The organism is Natrinema gelatinilyticum (assembly GCF_024266705.1).
GTDB classification, from domain to species: Archaea; Halobacteriota; Halobacteria; order Halobacteriales; family Natrialbaceae; genus Natrinema; species Natrinema gelatinilyticum.
This window is the reverse complement of sequence record NZ_CP100756.1, coordinates 2,291,650-2,307,111: the sequence shown is the minus strand read 5'-3', so window position 1 is coordinate 2,307,111 and position 15,462 is coordinate 2,291,650. Positions and strand designations below refer to the sequence as shown.

Below are 15,462 nucleotides of genomic sequence, written 5' to 3'. Positions count from 1 at the left end.
AATGACCGCAACCGAACGCGTTACTGACTTCCGTTCGTCCCATCGGCGTCGATATCGACACCGTCTCCGTCGTCCTCGTCGACGAGACGATACGTCCGCCCGCGGCGCTCGCCGACGGCTTCGATCAGGTCGTAGTGGACCATCTTCGTCAGGTAATTTCGCAGCGTCCTGTTCGTTTTCGGCTCCTCGACCCGCCGCTCGTACACCTCGTAGAGGTCTCCCGGTTCGATCTCGCCCGCCTCCGCGATCACGTCGTACAGTACCCGCTGGTGTTCGATCAGCCCCTCGACGGTCTTCCGGCGGATCGCCGTCCGAGCGTCCGGGATCGCCACCTCGAGCGTCTCGGCGGTGATCGACCCTAGCCCCCGGCGCTCCGCGCAGTAGGCGGCCGACCGGAGGATGCCGATGCCGACGCGGGCATCACCTGACGCCGCGTCGGCGATCGTTCGAAGCTGTGTGTCGGTCACGACACCCGGCTCGAGGGCCTTTTCGGCCCGTTTCGCGAGGATAGCCGTGAGTTCGTCGGTCCCGTAGCGGTCGAACCGAACGCGCGTTCCGGCGTGGAACCGCGAGCGCACCCGATCGTCGAAGCTCGCGAACAGTTCTTCCTCACGGTTGGCGATCAACACGGGCGAAACGTGGGGCAAGCGATGGAGGTCGTACAGCGCGCTCGTCTCCTCCAGTTGATCGACCTCGTCCAGAATAACGACGATCGACCCACCGTCCGCTCGGGAGAGCCGGTCGAACAGTTCGTCTTTCGGTGTGGATCGGTGGACGTCGACCGCGCGGTCGACCGACTCGAGGATGCTGTACAGTACCCGAAAGCGCGTGTACTCCTGCCAGCAGTTGACGTACACGACCCGCACCGTCGGCTCCTGTTCGCGCAACTGCGCGAGCGTGTAGCGAGCGATACAGGTCTTGCCGACGCCTGTCGGCCCGAACAGGAAGGCGGGGTCCGGTCGCCCGTCGTACAGCAGCGGTTCGAGGGCCTCCGAGAGGAGGTTTACCTCGTCGTGGCGGTGGACCACCTCGCTAGGCACGAAGTCCTCGCGCAGGACGCGGCCGTCGACGATCACACCGGACCGGTTCGGCCTCGAGTAACTTAAACGACGCCGGGCTGGTTCCGAAATTTCCGATACCGGACGCGGAGATGGCGTCGCGGTGCGAGGGCGTTCATCGTCGTCCAGACATCCATCGGAAGTGACGGACCGCGCCGCGTCCGCGGGCGAGTTACGGGAGGGCCGTCGAACGCCGCGATCGATGCCCTCAATCGAGAGCATCCTCGACGACCGCAGCGTGAGCCACCGACCCACGAACGGCCGCGAGAGACCGGCCGTCCCGTTCCGACGGAGATCGACGACGCGTCGACGCCACGTCTGCTGGACGGACGCAGCGTGGAGTTCGAACCGACGAATGCCGATGTAGCCCCCGGAAGACGACTCGGAACCGAATGGCTGAGCCAGGGTTGGACGTGGTCACTTCACGAAAACGGATCAGTCTGGTCCAAGCGTTGCTCGAGTCCACGGTTCGTGCGTGGGGCATCGAACCCACGATGATCGACACGTCCCCCGGAAACGGTGGATCGGCGAGGTGGACTGAGTCGAACCCGGGCAGCGAGGGTCCAACCCTTACCCACCAGGCAGCAGATTCGATATATCATCATACACTTCATCGGCGCTGATTCGGGGATCGCGTTTTATATCAGGGAGCGATCGGAAAGTTGCACTCCGATTAGCGAGACGGTCACGGGGATGCAGCGATCGAATATCCGTCTCGAGTTCGCGTACGGAATCGACGTGTGCCTCGTGAACAGTCGGGCGTGTGCGCTGGAATCGATACGCTTCTCACCCCCCGACCGTTCCGGGCGAACCTGTATCGGCACCCGCCAGGGGTGTCGGCGCACTCGCCGCAGGGCGAGCGAGACCATCGCTACCCCGAGTTCCACACTCGCGACAGATCAGTGGAGACCGCCATCGTCGAGATTCACACGACGTGTGGTAACGAACCACCCTTGCCGAGTGGACAAGACGGAGCACTTACACGAGAGACGGAACCGAAGAGACAGTCGAATCGACGGACGCGTCGGTCAATCTGCGAGGGATTCGATGGAAGTACGGTCGATAACGCGCTCACATCGGGGTTCGCCGCCCCAAAAGGGGACGGTGCGACTGCAACCCGGTACTGGAGAATCGATCGCGACTCGAGAACGACGGTCGAACGTGGGTGATCGGCTACTGTTCGAGAGACGACCTGGTCGACCACAACTCGAGAATGTCAGCTACGACTCGTAACACACATCAGCACCGGAACGGGCAGGCGCCAAACGGTATCATTCGGGACCGACGGTCGAGGCGAGGTACTTTCGACACCGTCGAGTCGCATTCCATTCCCGACAGATCGGTTCCGTCCCACTGGTCACAGGGGGGAGATCGACCCGGAGGACCCAGTCGCTCCCGGTCGCGACCGCTGAACAGCTGACGGGACCCCTCGAACGGTGCCGGTTCGGTCCGAACGGCCGCAAATCGGCCACTGCAGTCGCCGCTTGCCGGTCACCGCGCCGACCGCCCGGAACTGACGGAAGCGGACGCTGTCTGCCAGCCGGATACCAGTGATAAATCAGGTATCGCTATATTAAATTCGTGCCGGGACGCTCACGCTCCCGGTTCGCCACCACCGTCGAGCTCGGTCGTCCGTACCCGCGACGTCACCGCGCTCAATCCCGGTGATTCGCCGCTGGCCACTCATCACCGGCTGTCCGATGGGACGTGCCGTCGGGCAGTTCCTCGACTCGCCGAGCGAAATCGCACGACGTCAACACGAGCGCCCTCGAGTCGTACCAGTCCGAGCGCTGATACTGCTGTACTGGCTGGATATTATGCAGTTCCAGTCATCCCGGGTTTTCTGTGTGTGACGAAAACGTATCAGTTCGCTATTGTTTTATGGTCGTCGGTGGCGCAATCTTGTGATATGGGGCCCGTGAGAAGTAGTATCGGTGGCGGCGTGGCTGCCACGGTCGTCCTCACAATAGTTTTACTCGGGGCAGACGTACTGCTGCGTGGTTCCGACCTCTTCGTATTCTTTACGTTCACGAGTTTCTGTGCGATCGGCGGACCGCCGTACTGTGCGGGAGGCACTCCGGCGGCAGCAGCGCTGCGGTTCGTTTCGTACGGCGGCCTCTTCGCCCTCGCATGGCCGCTCCTCTTCGGTGGATTCACCTGGGCGATTCCCGGCGACACGGGTACCGCTCACGGAGCAGTCTTCGGCTTCGTTCTGTGGACCGGATACGTCGTCGTCCTCTACGGAATCGATATCCCTGAACGGACGGACATCGAAACCCTTTCGCTATCGGTTATCACGTTGGTCGCGTACCTCGTCTACGGACTGGTTCTGGGCATCGTATACGACTATCTCGCGAGTCACAGGACCGTTTTTGGCGGCGGAGCCGTGTGAAACCGAGACAACGCGCTCTCGAAAACGGTTCGGGCCCGAGCGCAACGAGGGACTTCGATACGGTGCGTCGCGGACGTGAGATCAATATAAGAGTGAGTCCCTATTAATGTCGAAGGTCGGTGAAGGCATCGGTATGACCACCGATCCGACGAAATCGATCGACGACACGTGACCCGTCGATCGCCGGCCGCCGTCCGAAGGAACCATTTTCTTGATAGTCGATCGCATATCGGGATGCATGGAGGAGATCACACTCGGCGTTCCGAAACCGATCCTCGAGCAACTGCCTGCAGACGACGAGAGCGCGGCGGCGGACATGCAAGAAGCGGTCGCGGGATGGGAAAAGCGACTCAATCGGATACTCGAAGAGGCCGACGACGAGCGGGAAGCCGTCGGTCGACTCCTCGAAGCGATCGATCGCTTCGAGGAACGGTACGAGACCTACGACGAACTGGTTCCCGAACTACGGGCCTGGGGGCAGTCACCGATCTACGCAATCGCGTGGCGGACGCTATACGCGGACGTGATCGCCCAACTCTACGAGCACGAGGACCTCGGCGATCGACTCGATCGGGAACGAAACGCGCGGTTGGTAGAAGACGGGATCCGACTGCGCGACCTGTGACGGCCGCCGTCGACTGGCGGTCATCGGTCTTCCCCGACGAGTAATACCACCAGTGTAATATATTCACAAACGTGTTTGAGGTGTTCAAACGGCCCGTACTGGCGCTTTCGTGGACCGGCCGACGTCAAATGACAGATTCAGAGTAATAACGAATTTGTAGTCTCACTCGAGACCGCTACCCGTGGCGACTACTGACATCACCGCGGACGGGGCCAACGTGGTGGACCTGACGACGCGCGTTCGGCGTCGAGTGCTTCCCGCGCTCCATCGAATCAAGGAACCGCTCGGTGGGTACGCGATCTGCAGACAGCACCCGGACGAGTACGTTGGCACTGTCGAACGCGACCTCGAGGAAATCCAATCGACGCTCGAGGGGCTGTCCTTCGAGCGGGAGCCGATCGCCTCCCTGAAGGTCCACGACGACAGCAGGCTCTCGACCGGAAGCTGGGTTCGACGCGAGTCGTCGATGGCGACGTGGCAACTGCACGTCGCGCTGTTTCGGACCGGTGGGGGAGCCATCGAAGTATTCGCCCATCGAGAGTACTCGTGGCTTCGCCATCCGTACAGACATTACACGCGCGAGGGCTGGACGCACACGGCGGCGTCGAACGAATGCGGTCGCTGCTATCGGAATACGAAATACCATTCTCTATCGAATAGCGGATCGCTGTTGGAACGAGTTTTCCATACCAGATTCGAGACTCCGCCGTCAGATTCAGTCCAAGCGTTCAAATTCTCGGCCTCGCTAGAAGTCGTATGGAGTTCGCTGTGTCCCGCGATGGGACGACGCTCGTTACGCTTCACGGGGGATCCGATACGACCGCTTGCGACGACGCGACGGCGGAACTCGCAGACAGCTTCGAGCGGCTCGCGGCCGATGGGACGATCACCGACTGGGACGTTTCCGACGCGGAAGTATACGAACACCCGACCGCACCGTTCGACCCGTACACGATCACGCTCGCGTTCACGGTGACGGTCACGGTCGAGGCCGACGACGCGGACGAGGCGGCGGAACGCGGTGCGCGCAGTATCGACGACGCGCTCGAGCGAGCCGGTATCGACGCCATTTCGTTTACCTCACCGCCATCGACCTCGGCAGTCTGAACGCGGCCAGTGGGGGTTGGTAGCCGTTCGGGAATAGTGACGGGTCTCCAGAATAACCCTCGGAGCGGTCCGTACGGGAAAGATAGGTCGATTGGGGACCCCATCCCGCGGACCCGCCCCGCCGTTCGGGACCTTCACCCGTCGGGGCGGGGAAGAGGTCAAGTCGGCCGCTCACGTCGTTCGAGTATGGAAATCAATCTCCGGTTCTTCGCCACCTTCCGAGAAGCCGTTGGGGAAAAGGAGCACCCGAGAACAGTCGCGGACGATGCCACCGTCGGCGACGTCCTCGCCGAACTCGAGGCCGAGTACGATGGCCTCGAGGGGCGATTGCTCGAGAGTGGGGGGATTCGCCCGCAGCTGAGCGTCCTGAAAAACGGCCGCAACGTGGTTCACATGGCAGACGTCGACACGACGCTCGAACCGGGTGACGTCGTCTCGGTGTTCCCGCCGGTCGCCGGGGGATAGCGCGAGCCGAAGTCCGCAGTCGTCCGCCGGGAACGCTCCCACGAATATTTAATATCTGACACGATGTCGGCAGCCATGCTCGATGCGGTCGTCGAACTGGTAGTCGATCTCGGAGTCGGGTGGATCCTCGATCGCAACGAAAATCGATCGACGGGACAGCGGGTCTGTCTGTTCGTCGGCACCGTATCCGTATTGCTCGCGACCGGCCTGGCGATCCATTGAATGGCGTCGCTGCGGGACTCGTCGGTGTCGTACTGCTCGAGTACGTGTGTGACCGTGCGTCGATCGTGCGTACACGTCGGTCGGAAATCTCGTCGACGCCAATCGATTTCGTGAGCACGTTCCCGTTTCAATCCACGATCCCGTTCGTTCGACGTCTCGACGTCCGTCCTCGAGTCGTTGCCAGGCAGTATATGCGTCCGGCCGTCGAACGATGGGTATGACAACACGTCTCGAGCGCTCCTTTCGCGGCATCTCCGAACGACTCGCGATCCGGTATTTAACGAATCTGGGCGGCCGGCAAGTCGACGAAGACACCGTCGAGGGCGACGACTGGACGGCGACGCTCTCCGCAGAAACGGTTGGCATCGGGCCAACACTTTCGCTAACCGAAGTGACGGTCGTCTTCGAGGGCGACGAAGACACCCTCAAGCCGCTCGTCGAACGGTTCGCACAGAAGGCGATGCGCGCGGGTGGATAAATGGCGGGCGGACCGATCGAGGGACAAGTACTCCTGCTGACGGCTGCCAAGGCGAGCGTGCCGGCGGCCGCGCTCCCTAATCTGGTCGAGCGCGCACAGGAGCTGCTGGGACCCGAAATCGATCGATACCGCCGTGAGTACGAACTCCTGTGTACGGACGGAAACCGCGAACTGTTTCTCGTCCCCAGGAGCCACTGGGACGAACTCGGCGAAGCGCTCGACAGTACCGACCGCGAACGGGCGGCCATCCGGCGCGCACACGAAGAACAACTGCTCCGAATCGGCCGGCGGACGGGTCGCGAATCCGAATTCGAGACGGCACTCGAGGTCCGCGAACCGGTTGTCATCGGACGCGGCGGGACGGAACCCGAGTCGTGAGACTGAGACCGGCTGAGTCACCGGCCACGACACCGTGGGAGTGCAGTCCGCTGACAGCACGTCTGGCAGTCGATGGCAACTATAAAGATAGTGTTTCACCATTGGCAAACTACTGAGACGATGGCCATCGATCAGGAGACCGAGATGACCGACGCGGAGATCGACGACTTTCTCAGTCGTCGCGAGACAGGGGTGCTGGCGCTGGCGCGGACGGACGAGCCCTACGCGATCCCGATCTCGTACGGCTACGACGACGACGAGCGGGAGTTCTACATGCGGCTGGTGTCGACACCCGACAGCGAAAAGCGCCAGTTCCTCGAGTCCTCACCGCGGGCTCGACTCGTCGTCTACGACGAGGCGGCGTCGACGTACCGGAGCGTCATCGCGACGGGGGAACTCGAGAGCATCGAACCGGCAGATCTCACACCTGGAGAAATCGCCCAGTACGGCCGAGCGAAGCGACCGCTATTCGAGATCTGGACCGAAGGCAAGAAATCACTGAATATCGAACTCTATCGCCTCGAACCGACGATGCTCAACGGTCGGCGGACCGACGTCGACCGAGACGGGTAACACGGGGATCCGTCGGGAGAAACGGGGGTGGGGCGAACTCAATTCTCGGTCTGTTGCTCCGCCACGAAGTCGGATTGGGACACCGACGCCGTACAGACTGGACAGCCGTGTGAAAGCGTGGCTTCCCGCATCGATTCGTTGACTTCGATTTCCTGCCCGCATTCCGGGCACGTGAACTGGTATCTACTCATGGCGGAGCGGTGTGCATCCTCGATTGCGTACGTCATAGCTGTGCGTCCAGTATATATATGATTGCGGTTCGGTACCGGTCGTCTGTAGATCCCGATACGTACTTAGGGCTCGAGTCCACCCGCGGCGTTCACTCCGCAAGGCGGGGCGAGTATCCCCGACAGGATGACGACTTACAGCCCGAACGATACCCCGACGGTCGACGGCGGAATTCAGCCGGCGACTTACGGCATCGCGCTCGAGGCGGGACGTGTACTCTCGAGTGGCGACGGGGCGCCCGGTCTCACCGTGGGACGTATCGCTCGTGGCGAGTCCGAAAATCCACGTCTCACGCGGGATACAGTTAAGCGGGATGCCCGTGAACGATCACATACTGGTGAGCTGATAGATGCCCTCGACCGACGATCCTCGGCCATCGCTCCCTGAGTGGATCACCAATGCCTACACCGTTCTTTCAGATCGGATACGAGATTCGGATTCCGGCGAGAGCATCGACCACGTCCCGGCGATCCGGCGTGAACGCGCGGTTGACGTCCTGCGGACGACCGCCGAACTGGAACTCGAACCGGGGGACGCCGACTACGCGATTACCCGATTGCTCGAACGAGGGTACTTCTACGAGGTCAACGGTGAACTGCGGGTCACCCTTCCCACCGAGGACCAATGACTATCGAGACGCGACGAGGTGTGTCGATGCCACCTGGAAAAATCGTTCGAGCGACCAACGGCTCAAGCGAGTATCGAATACCGGTTCGAACGAATCCCGAACCGAGCATCGACCCGCGGTCCGTCGGTCCGACCGCCGGATTCGACGGTCTACTCGCGGTCGAGAATCGTTCCTAACAGTTTCGACTGGGCTGCTGCGAGATGTTCGGTCAGCGTCGTACTGGTGATGCCGAGTTCGTCGGCGACCTCGCCAGCGTTGGCTCGCTTCGGGTGCTCGAAGTACCCCATTCGATGGGCAGTCTCGAGGACTTCGATCTGACGGGCGGTCAACCTGCTTCGATCGACGAAGACGAGATTCTGTTCGTCGTGATCTTGCTGGGATTGAAGTAGCCGCTGGACGTCGAGGTTCGCGTAGCGATCGCGCAATTCGCCGATGACCGCCTGAAGTCGGTGCATGTCCGGCGCGTGAAAGGTCAGGTACAGCGCCGAGCCCTGCGTGCGGATGTCGACGACGGGGCAGTCGAACTTCTCGATGAACTCGCAGGGACAGCTACACCCGAGTTCGCGCTGGAACCGATAGACCGTACTCGAGCCGTACGAAAAGATCGGTGACAGGTCAGTGTCGACGTCGAACTCGTCGGGATACTGGTCGGCCTCAAGTATGAACTCCACTGTCACGCGCTCTGCCGCCGACGGGTTGGTGCTTTTCGAGACGGAGTGAATCCGGCCGCACGTCTCGGCCGACGCCTGTGCGACGATGCAGTCGGACGGGTCGTCGATTTTCACCTCCGCGCGAATCCCCGTTGCCATTATCAATCAATGGTAAGTCCACCCTCCTAAACCCTGCGTCCACGTTCGGACGTTCGACAACCCATACGAGTTGGGAATCGCCCTCGAACGACTACGCGGATCGGGGTGTGCTCGTTATCCGGCTCGAACCGAACGCATGCGAGACCGGTTAGCCCGGGGGATCCGATCGACCCGTTATAAAGTACCCTGTATTTATGGGGACTCAATTGGAGGGTGCCTGGTCGGTAGTAGAAGCCGTAACAAATGTCCACGATGTACCCCGACGCACGAGACGGCTCCACACGAGGATGGCACGCCACCGATCCGGTCACCCCGCAGGCAGTGCTCGCCGCGCTGGACGACGACGCGTGCCGATCCATCCTCGAGGCGACGAACGAGGAGTCGTTGACGGCGACAGAAGTTTCAGAGCGGTGTGATATCCCAATGTCGACTGCCTACCGAAAGGTCGAGATGCTGACCGAGGCCGATCTGGTCACGGAGCAGGTTCGTATCAACACCTCCGGTAAGCACGCGACCGAGTATCGCAAGAACTTCGACGACGTCCTCGTCTCCGTCACCGACGGGGAGATCGAAATCGAAATGACGAAGCCGGACGCCGAATCCGGCTCGGCATCGAAGCCCGCCATCGCAAGCGATTGAGTCGGGACGCATCTCCGGTGTCCGCGACCCCGTCGAACAGCTCGGGTATCACTGCGGTGGATTCGTCTCGAGTCAGTTACTGCGCCCCGGTCGCATTGCCACTCGTCGTGCCGTCCATCTTCTCTCGTCACACGGTGACTCTCCCCACGACCCGACACGCAGGTGAACGCGGTCGGGGACGTTCACCGTCGGAGACGTGATCGCTGTTCGGTTCGATGCCCCTGCCCCTGCGCCAAACGTGCATAGCGGTCCGTCCGGATCGCACTACTGCGTCCGATACTGCTCGGTCACGTCCGTAAGCGAGACCTCACCCTCCGGAACGCAGTATGCAGCCACGACTGAACGATCGGCATCCGGCCTGTTCGTCGTTTTGTCGACGGCGTAGCCGATGTACGTACACGCGTCGTCGGTGAATTCGACCACCGAATATCCCCAGTGATGGCTGTCGAAGAACTCGATGTGCGGATTCATCGCCGGCACCAGCCACGACAGCAGCGGCTCGGTGAACGTCCGGCGCCAGCCGCGAGTCAGATGCAAGGCCTCCGCGACGTTGAGCGAGGTGATGGCGGGTGTCATGAACTCGACGCCGATTCGCTCACCTTGCGCGACGCCCTCGCCGCCCGTGACTCGCCCGGGATACGACGACTGTGAGTACGCGGCGATATAACAGTGCATGTCACCGGTCAGAGTCACGAAGTTGTCGACGTCCGCCTCCGCGATCGCCTCGGTGATTTGCATTCGCTCTCTCGTGTACCCATCCCACCCGCCCTGAACGGGATAGATCGAGAGCGGTCCGGAACCGACGCGAAGCGGAACGGTCAGGACCTCGTCGGCCCACACCGTCCACGTCCGTTCCGAGCCGGTGATCGAATCGATGAGCCACTCGCGCTGGTCTTCACCGAGCATCGTCCGTCCAGGCGGTTCGCGGTGTGGACCGACGTTGTCGGGCGTCGAGATCGCTTCTCGAGGCGGATCGCGGAACAGGCGTTCGTCGGTCATCACGAGCGTCACGAGGTCACCGAACTCGAGGTCGCGCCAGAGTCGGAACCGGTCCTGGAGGTTGTCGCCGCTCGGGTCGTAGTGGACGCGAGCGGGCATATACTCCCACCACGCGTGCATCGCGTCGGCGATGAGGTCCGTCATGAACGCAGGGTCGTCACCTCGTGGGTGGTCACCGGCGGGGGCATCCGTCCGCCTGTCCCAGTACAGGTCGTTGACCAGTTCGTGATCGTCCCACCCAGCGATCAGCGTGTGCGCTTCCAACGCCTCCTGGAGGAACCGATCGCTTCGATACGTCCGATACAGGTATCGGTAGTCCTCGAGTCCCCACACGCGACCGTTTCCGCTGGGCAACTCCTTCTCGCGATCGGGGTAGTCGTACGACCCGAGGCCCTTGAAGTCGCCGTCGTCGGACTCGTAGATGAAGTCGCCGACGTGGACCAGGAAATCGACGTCCTCGCGGGCGACGTAGTGGTACGCCGGATAATACCCGTTGAGAAAGTTCTGACAGGCGAGCACCGCGAACCGGACGCGCTCGAGCGACGCGTCGGGCGCGGGAAGCGTCTGGCACCGCCCGGCCCGCGAGGCCGTGCCGCAGTAGTAGAACCGGTAGTGGTACTCGCAGTCCGAATCGAGGTGGCCGTCGAGGTCGACTTTCACGGTGTAGTCGTGGGCTCGGATCTGCTCGGCATCGGTGACCTCGCCCTCGTAGACGACGTCGTCGAAGTCAGGGTCACGGGCCACTCGCACGGCCAGTGGCTCGTCCGCGTCGAAGACGGCGGGCGATAGACGCGTCCAGAGGATGACGCCGGACGGGGTCGGCCCGCCGCTGGCGACCGACTGGGGAAACACCGCGTCCGGATCCGCGTCCGGGTCGTACTCGAATCGGCCGGTGTCCGCGTCGGGATCGAAATCGGTCGCGACAGCGAGGTCGTGCGAGTCCAGTTCGGACAGGAGTTCGGCGTGATCGTTTGCGCCGCGTACCGGCTCGTCGCGCCCATCCAGATCGATGTCGTCCGCCATACACCACCTGTTGGAAAATGTGGGATTGTAGCTCTATGGGTACGGGAGTACGGCCCGCTCAGGGTTCAGAGCGAGGGGGTGCAGACGGCGAAGGCTCGGACCCATCTGCACGCAGCACGAGACTCGAGGATGAGCGTGTGCTCCGCCACCCGACCTGCGTGCGCCGAAAACGCCCACCGCCTCGCACATGCCAACCGCGTGCCGACTGTGTCGACCACATGTCGAGCGCACGCCTGCAGGGAATCGCACCCGAGCGAACGATCCGATCGCGGCTCACACGCGATCGCAGCCGACTCGGATCGCAGCCCACATCGCGGGTCACCGATCCATCGACTCGAGGTCCGGTGGCCCACTGTCGCGACGCGATTCGAGAAACGCGTTTTCGTCGTCGGAGAGGTCGCGCTCGCGGAATTCGTCGAGACCCGCCTGGTAGCGGTCGCGTTCGTCCTGGGTTTCCTGGTCTGCATCTACCGCCGGCGCGGGATACTCGAGGACGAGTTCGGCGATGCCTGTCGTGTCGCCGGTGTAGGCGAATCCGGTCCGGTAGAGTGCTTCGTAGGCGTAAGGGTTGTTGACGGCGATCCGAAGCCGATCGTACCCCCGCTCTGTGGCCCGATCACGGACCCGCCGGAGGAGCGCAGGGCCGATCCCTTCACCGCGGCGGTCGCGGGCGACGGTCACGTAGCGCAGCCACAACGTCTCGTCGTCGGTGCGATCCGGGTTGAAGGCGACCGCTGCGACGATCGTTCCGTCGTCGGCTCGAGCCACCGCTTTGCCCGTGTTCGTCATGACGAACTTCCCGGCGTAGCTGAACCGCTCGTGGTCGAGTCGGAGCCTCGGCCCATCGGATGGCCAGCCGAGCAGTTCGTATTCCACGGGATCGCTTGGCGCCCGATCCACAACAATGTGCGGTATTCGGACGGGTCGTCCGACGTGAGACTGCCGAATTGCTACCTGAATAACACTTTTGGACGCGTTCGTCGTACCATCGCACCGATGGAGGGGGAATCCAACACAGCGGCCGCCTTCGGGCTGAGCAACAGCGCCGGATGGATCGTCGGTGGGGCACTCGGCGGGGCGCTCGGCGCGATCGCGTTCGGGATCGTCATGGTGCTGTTCGAGCCCGGCGTCGTCTCGTCCGCTATCCCCGCGATCTACGGCCTCCAACCCGTCGATCCCATCGGCTGGTCGATCCACGTCGCTCACGGGATCGCCCTCGGAGTCGTCTTCGGCCTGATCGTCACCCGGAAGCCGATCCTCGGCGCGCTTCGGAGGGACGTCGAAACGGACGTCATCTCCCGAACGGGCATCATCGTACGGACGATCGCCGCGGGATTCATCTTCGGCCTGACGGTCTGGGCAATCCTCCCACTGCTCGTGCTCCCAGTTTGGGTCGACACCGTCAGCACCGGCGGAAGCCAGACCTTCCCGGCGACCACTGCGACGAGCCTCCTCGGCCACCTCCTGTTCGGCACCGTCCTCGGCGCCGTCTTTGCCGCGACGGTCGACCTCCGTGCCTATACGAGCGATACGGTACTGTCGGAGAGACGGTGATCGAGCGTCTCGAGCATCGTCAGAGAAGGAAATGCCGAGTCAGACGACCGCTGGAACCGACGAGCGTTTACCGCCGACCGGTAAGTCAGGTTACCACGACGACCCTCCATGGATGCAATACAGGTCGATGGTGTCACGAAGGAGTTCGACGGCGTCACCGCGGTCGACGACCTCACGTTCGCGGTCGAGCGCGGTGAGTTGTTCGGCTTGCTCGGCCCGAACGGAGCCGGCAAGTCTACGCTGATCAATATGCTCGTGACGCTTCTGCCGCCAAGTTCGGGCACTGCAACCGTCAACGGCTACGATGTCCGATCCGAAACGGGGGCAGTTCGATCGAGTCTGGGCATCGTCTTTCAGGAACCCGCACTCGACGAGGAACTCACGGGCGCAGAGAACCTGGCGTTTCACTCGCGGCTGTACGGACAAGACCGGGCCGAACGGACCCATCGAATCGACGAGGTGCTAGAGATGGTCGGCCTCGTCGCCGAGCGTGACGACCCCGTCCGGACCTACTCCGGCGGTATGAAGCGGCGTCTCGAGATCGGACGCGGCCTCCTGCACGAACCGGCGGTCCGCTTCCTCGACGAGCCGACCGTCGGACTGGATGCGCGCACCCGACGGGACACCTGGGAGTACATCGAGCGATTGAACGACGATGCGGGCGTCTCGGTCGTATTGACGACCCACTACATCGACGAAGCCGACCACCTCTGTGACCGTGTGGCGATCATCGACGACGGCGATGCGCGGATCGCCGACCTCGTTGGGCTCGCCGACGAAACGGACGGTCGGATCTCGTCCGTGGATCTCCGCGAACCGACCCTCGAGAACGCGTTCCTCGATCTATCTGACCGGTCGAACGGGAGCGACGAACGCGACTCGGGTGCTGACTCGGCTCAAGGGTAGGGCTGACTCCGAGACTGACTCGAGGTTGAACTCCGACGCGGGAACGGACGGCCACTCGAGTTCGATCGCCACGGAGGACCGATCGTGATCCCCGTCGACGGCCAGGCGATCTACGGGCTCTGGCTCCGCGACACGGATCGTCGCGTTCGGACCCGTCGGATTCGGTTCCCGTCCCATGCGAAACAGACGATTCGCTCCGTCGACCGACGGTCAGCGACCACTCGAGCGCGCGGTGTCCGACTCGTCGCCGACGACCGTTTAGGTACAATCGATGTGTAAACGGACGCGGCGAGCCTACGCATAGGACGTCTCGTCGTCCACGGGGCCACTGAAGGAGAAATAGAGCACGACGAATTTTCTCTTTTGAGAAAACCGCTACCGGAGACGGACCGGATTTTCCGATAGTTCGATCGGGACGGTGTGCCGACGGTGCTGTATCCGTGCGCCGTCGTTCTGAACTGCGAAAATCGAGGGTCGTGGTCACGACAGCTAGGCGATCAGCTGCGTGACCCGTTCAATGCGACGGGAGACGCTACCGGTCTCGGCGATCCGACTCCTCGAGTGAGGCGCTCCCGAGTGCGCGCGCTGCCGCGAGGAGGCGACCGAGCGCACGCCGGACGTCGGCGTCGAACAGCGCTGTGACGAGCCCGACGGGCCCGACCGGCTCGGGATCCCGCGTGAAGCCGTCGATCGTGGCGTCGACGGCGTCGGTGAACGTCGGATTACCCATGGTCTCGACGAGCGCGACCATGTTGCCCGCGTTCCGTCCGAGTTCGTACATGTCGACGTCGGCGTCGTCGTGGGCGTCTGCGAACCCTGCCGCGGCCATCCGGAGTTCACGGATGACGTTCCGGTTGTCCCGGGCGACGTCTCGCAGTTCCGGGGTCAGATCCATGGCCAGATCGTAGGTCGCATCGAGCAAGTCCAGCAACTCCGCAAGCGTGTCGACGTTGTCGCCCAATTTCTCGATGAGCACGAGCGTTTCGTCGCGCTCGACGGCGAGTCGGACCCGTTCGATGACCTCGCGGTTCTCGCGAATTGCGACGCGCAGTTCCGGGACGAGATCGTCCGAGAGGTCCTTCGAGGCCGCCAGGATGTCCAGCAGTTCGACGAGCGTGTCCGACTCTTCGCCGACCTTCTGCAGGAGGATCAGCGTCTCCTCGCGTTCGAAGGCCATGCGCAGCTCGCGGATGGGCTCGCGGTTCTCACGGACGGTCTCACGGAGTTCCGGGGTCAGGTCCGCAGCGAGTTCCTCCGCGGCCGTGAGTAGCTGGAGCAGTTCCGCCAGCTCCGCTTCGTTTTCCTCGATCGCGCGTGCCAGTTCGGTTTCGTCGGTGATCGAGTTGTCGGCGTCGAGGGTTCGTTCGTTGCGGACCAT

General features: G+C 62.7%; 19 protein-coding genes. 12 read left to right on the top strand and 7 right to left on the bottom strand.

Features of this window, described 5'->3' with window-relative positions:
- Positions 1 to 20: 20 nt before the first annotated feature.
- A complete protein-coding gene (locus NJU76_RS11230; RefSeq protein WP_254528527.1) occupies positions 21 to 1,076 on the bottom strand; it encodes a Cdc6/Cdc18 family protein in 1,056 nt (351 codons plus the stop codon).
- A gap of 1,891 nt (positions 1,077 to 2,967) precedes the next feature.
- Here NJU76_RS11230 and NJU76_RS11225 point away from each other — a divergent pair.
- Together NJU76_RS11225 and NJU76_RS11220 are read left to right on the top strand one after the other, a co-directional pair.
- A complete protein-coding gene (locus NJU76_RS11225; protein WP_254528525.1) occupies positions 2,968 to 3,450 on the top strand; it encodes a DUF6789 family protein in 483 nt (160 codons plus the stop codon).
- A 238-nt stretch (positions 3,451 to 3,688) separates the two neighbouring features.
- On the top strand, positions 3,689 to 4,075 hold the full coding sequence (locus tag NJU76_RS11220; protein WP_254528523.1) for a DUF7971 family protein: 387 nt from the start codon (positions 3,689 to 3,691) through the stop codon (positions 4,073 to 4,075).
- 175 nt (positions 4,076 to 4,250) lie between these two features.
- On the opposite strand, the gene NJU76_RS26715 is transcribed toward NJU76_RS11220, so the two are convergent.
- Positions 4,251 to 4,610, bottom strand: a complete 360-nt coding sequence (locus NJU76_RS26715; protein WP_340681214.1) for a hypothetical protein — start codon at positions 4,608 to 4,610, stop codon at positions 4,251 to 4,253.
- Between the two features lie 221 nt (positions 4,611 to 4,831).
- Between NJU76_RS26715 and NJU76_RS11210 the strand changes: the two genes are divergently transcribed.
- The 6 genes from NJU76_RS11210 to NJU76_RS11185 all read left to right on the top strand — a co-directional run bounded on the left by NJU76_RS11210 (position 4,832) and on the right by NJU76_RS11185 (position 7,298).
- Positions 4,832 to 5,182 carry a hypothetical protein gene (locus NJU76_RS11210; RefSeq protein WP_254528521.1) on the top strand — a complete coding sequence of 117 codons (351 nt, stop codon included), beginning with the start codon at positions 4,832 to 4,834 and terminating at the stop codon, positions 5,180 to 5,182.
- 186 nt (positions 5,183 to 5,368) lie between these two features.
- Positions 5,369 to 5,647: a ubiquitin-like small modifier protein 1 gene (locus tag NJU76_RS11205; RefSeq protein ID WP_254528519.1), complete on the top strand. Its 279-nt coding sequence runs from the start codon at positions 5,369 to 5,371 to the stop codon at positions 5,645 to 5,647.
- A 75-nt stretch (positions 5,648 to 5,722) separates the two neighbouring features.
- The gene (locus NJU76_RS11200) at positions 5,723 to 5,869 is read left to right on the top strand and encodes a hypothetical protein (RefSeq protein WP_254528517.1); all 147 of its coding nucleotides are present in this window, start codon (positions 5,723 to 5,725) and stop codon (positions 5,867 to 5,869) included.
- Positions 5,870 to 6,086: 217 nt separating this feature from the next.
- Positions 6,087 to 6,347, top strand: a complete 261-nt coding sequence (locus NJU76_RS11195; RefSeq protein WP_254528515.1) for a MoaD-like domain-containing protein — start codon at positions 6,087 to 6,089, stop codon at positions 6,345 to 6,347.
- Complete coding sequence (locus tag NJU76_RS11190; RefSeq protein ID WP_254528513.1) at positions 6,348 to 6,725, top strand: DUF8048 family protein; 378 nt, start codon at positions 6,348 to 6,350, stop codon at positions 6,723 to 6,725. It begins immediately after the preceding gene.
- Positions 6,726 to 6,845: 120 nt separating this feature from the next.
- Entirely contained in the window at positions 6,846 to 7,298 is a 453-nt protein-coding gene (locus NJU76_RS11185; RefSeq protein WP_254528511.1) for a pyridoxamine 5'-phosphate oxidase family protein, read from the top strand.
- Positions 7,299 to 7,336: 38 nt separating this feature from the next.
- On the opposite strand, the gene NJU76_RS11180 is transcribed toward NJU76_RS11185, so the two are convergent.
- Positions 7,337 to 7,489: a DUF7560 family zinc ribbon protein gene (locus NJU76_RS11180; RefSeq protein WP_254522458.1), complete on the bottom strand. Its 153-nt coding sequence runs from the start codon at positions 7,487 to 7,489 to the stop codon at positions 7,337 to 7,339.
- Positions 7,490 to 7,875: 386 nt separating this feature from the next.
- Here NJU76_RS11180 and NJU76_RS11175 point away from each other — a divergent pair, with 386 nt between their 5' ends.
- A complete protein-coding gene (locus tag NJU76_RS11175) occupies positions 7,876 to 8,154 on the top strand; it encodes a hypothetical protein (RefSeq protein ID WP_254528509.1) in 279 nt (92 codons plus the stop codon).
- 149 nt (positions 8,155 to 8,303) lie between these two features.
- On the opposite strand, the gene NJU76_RS11170 is transcribed toward NJU76_RS11175, so the two are convergent.
- Complete coding sequence (locus NJU76_RS11170) at positions 8,304 to 8,963, bottom strand: helix-turn-helix domain-containing protein (RefSeq protein ID WP_254528507.1); 660 nt, start codon at positions 8,961 to 8,963, stop codon at positions 8,304 to 8,306.
- A gap of 243 nt (positions 8,964 to 9,206) precedes the next feature.
- Here NJU76_RS11170 and NJU76_RS11165 point away from each other — a divergent pair, with 243 nt between their 5' ends.
- On the top strand, positions 9,207 to 9,602 hold the full coding sequence (locus tag NJU76_RS11165) for a winged helix-turn-helix domain-containing protein (RefSeq protein ID WP_254528504.1): 396 nt from the start codon (positions 9,207 to 9,209) through the stop codon (positions 9,600 to 9,602).
- Between the two features lie 264 nt (positions 9,603 to 9,866).
- Here NJU76_RS11165 and NJU76_RS11160 read toward each other — a convergent pair whose 3' ends face one another.
- Both NJU76_RS11160 and NJU76_RS11155 read right to left on the bottom strand, forming a co-directional pair.
- Positions 9,867 to 11,624: an alkaline phosphatase D family protein gene (locus tag NJU76_RS11160; protein ID WP_254528502.1), complete on the bottom strand. Its 1,758-nt coding sequence runs from the start codon at positions 11,622 to 11,624 to the stop codon at positions 9,867 to 9,869.
- Positions 11,625 to 11,942: 318 nt separating this feature from the next.
- Complete coding sequence (locus NJU76_RS11155) at positions 11,943 to 12,500, bottom strand: GNAT family N-acetyltransferase (RefSeq protein WP_254528500.1); 558 nt, start codon at positions 12,498 to 12,500, stop codon at positions 11,943 to 11,945.
- Between the two features lie 120 nt (positions 12,501 to 12,620).
- On the opposite strand from NJU76_RS11155, the gene NJU76_RS11150 reads away from it, so the two are divergent.
- Both NJU76_RS11150 and NJU76_RS11145 read left to right on the top strand, forming a co-directional pair.
- A complete protein-coding gene (locus tag NJU76_RS11150) occupies positions 12,621 to 13,178 on the top strand; it encodes a hypothetical protein (RefSeq protein WP_254528498.1) in 558 nt (185 codons plus the stop codon).
- A 108-nt stretch (positions 13,179 to 13,286) separates the two neighbouring features.
- Positions 13,287 to 14,084: an ABC transporter ATP-binding protein gene (locus NJU76_RS11145; RefSeq protein WP_254528496.1), complete on the top strand. Its 798-nt coding sequence runs from the start codon at positions 13,287 to 13,289 to the stop codon at positions 14,082 to 14,084.
- A 532-nt stretch (positions 14,085 to 14,616) separates the two neighbouring features.
- On the opposite strand, the gene NJU76_RS11140 is transcribed toward NJU76_RS11145, so the two are convergent.
- A complete protein-coding gene (locus NJU76_RS11140; RefSeq protein WP_254528494.1) occupies positions 14,617 to 15,462 on the bottom strand; it encodes a helical membrane plugin domain-containing protein in 846 nt (281 codons plus the stop codon).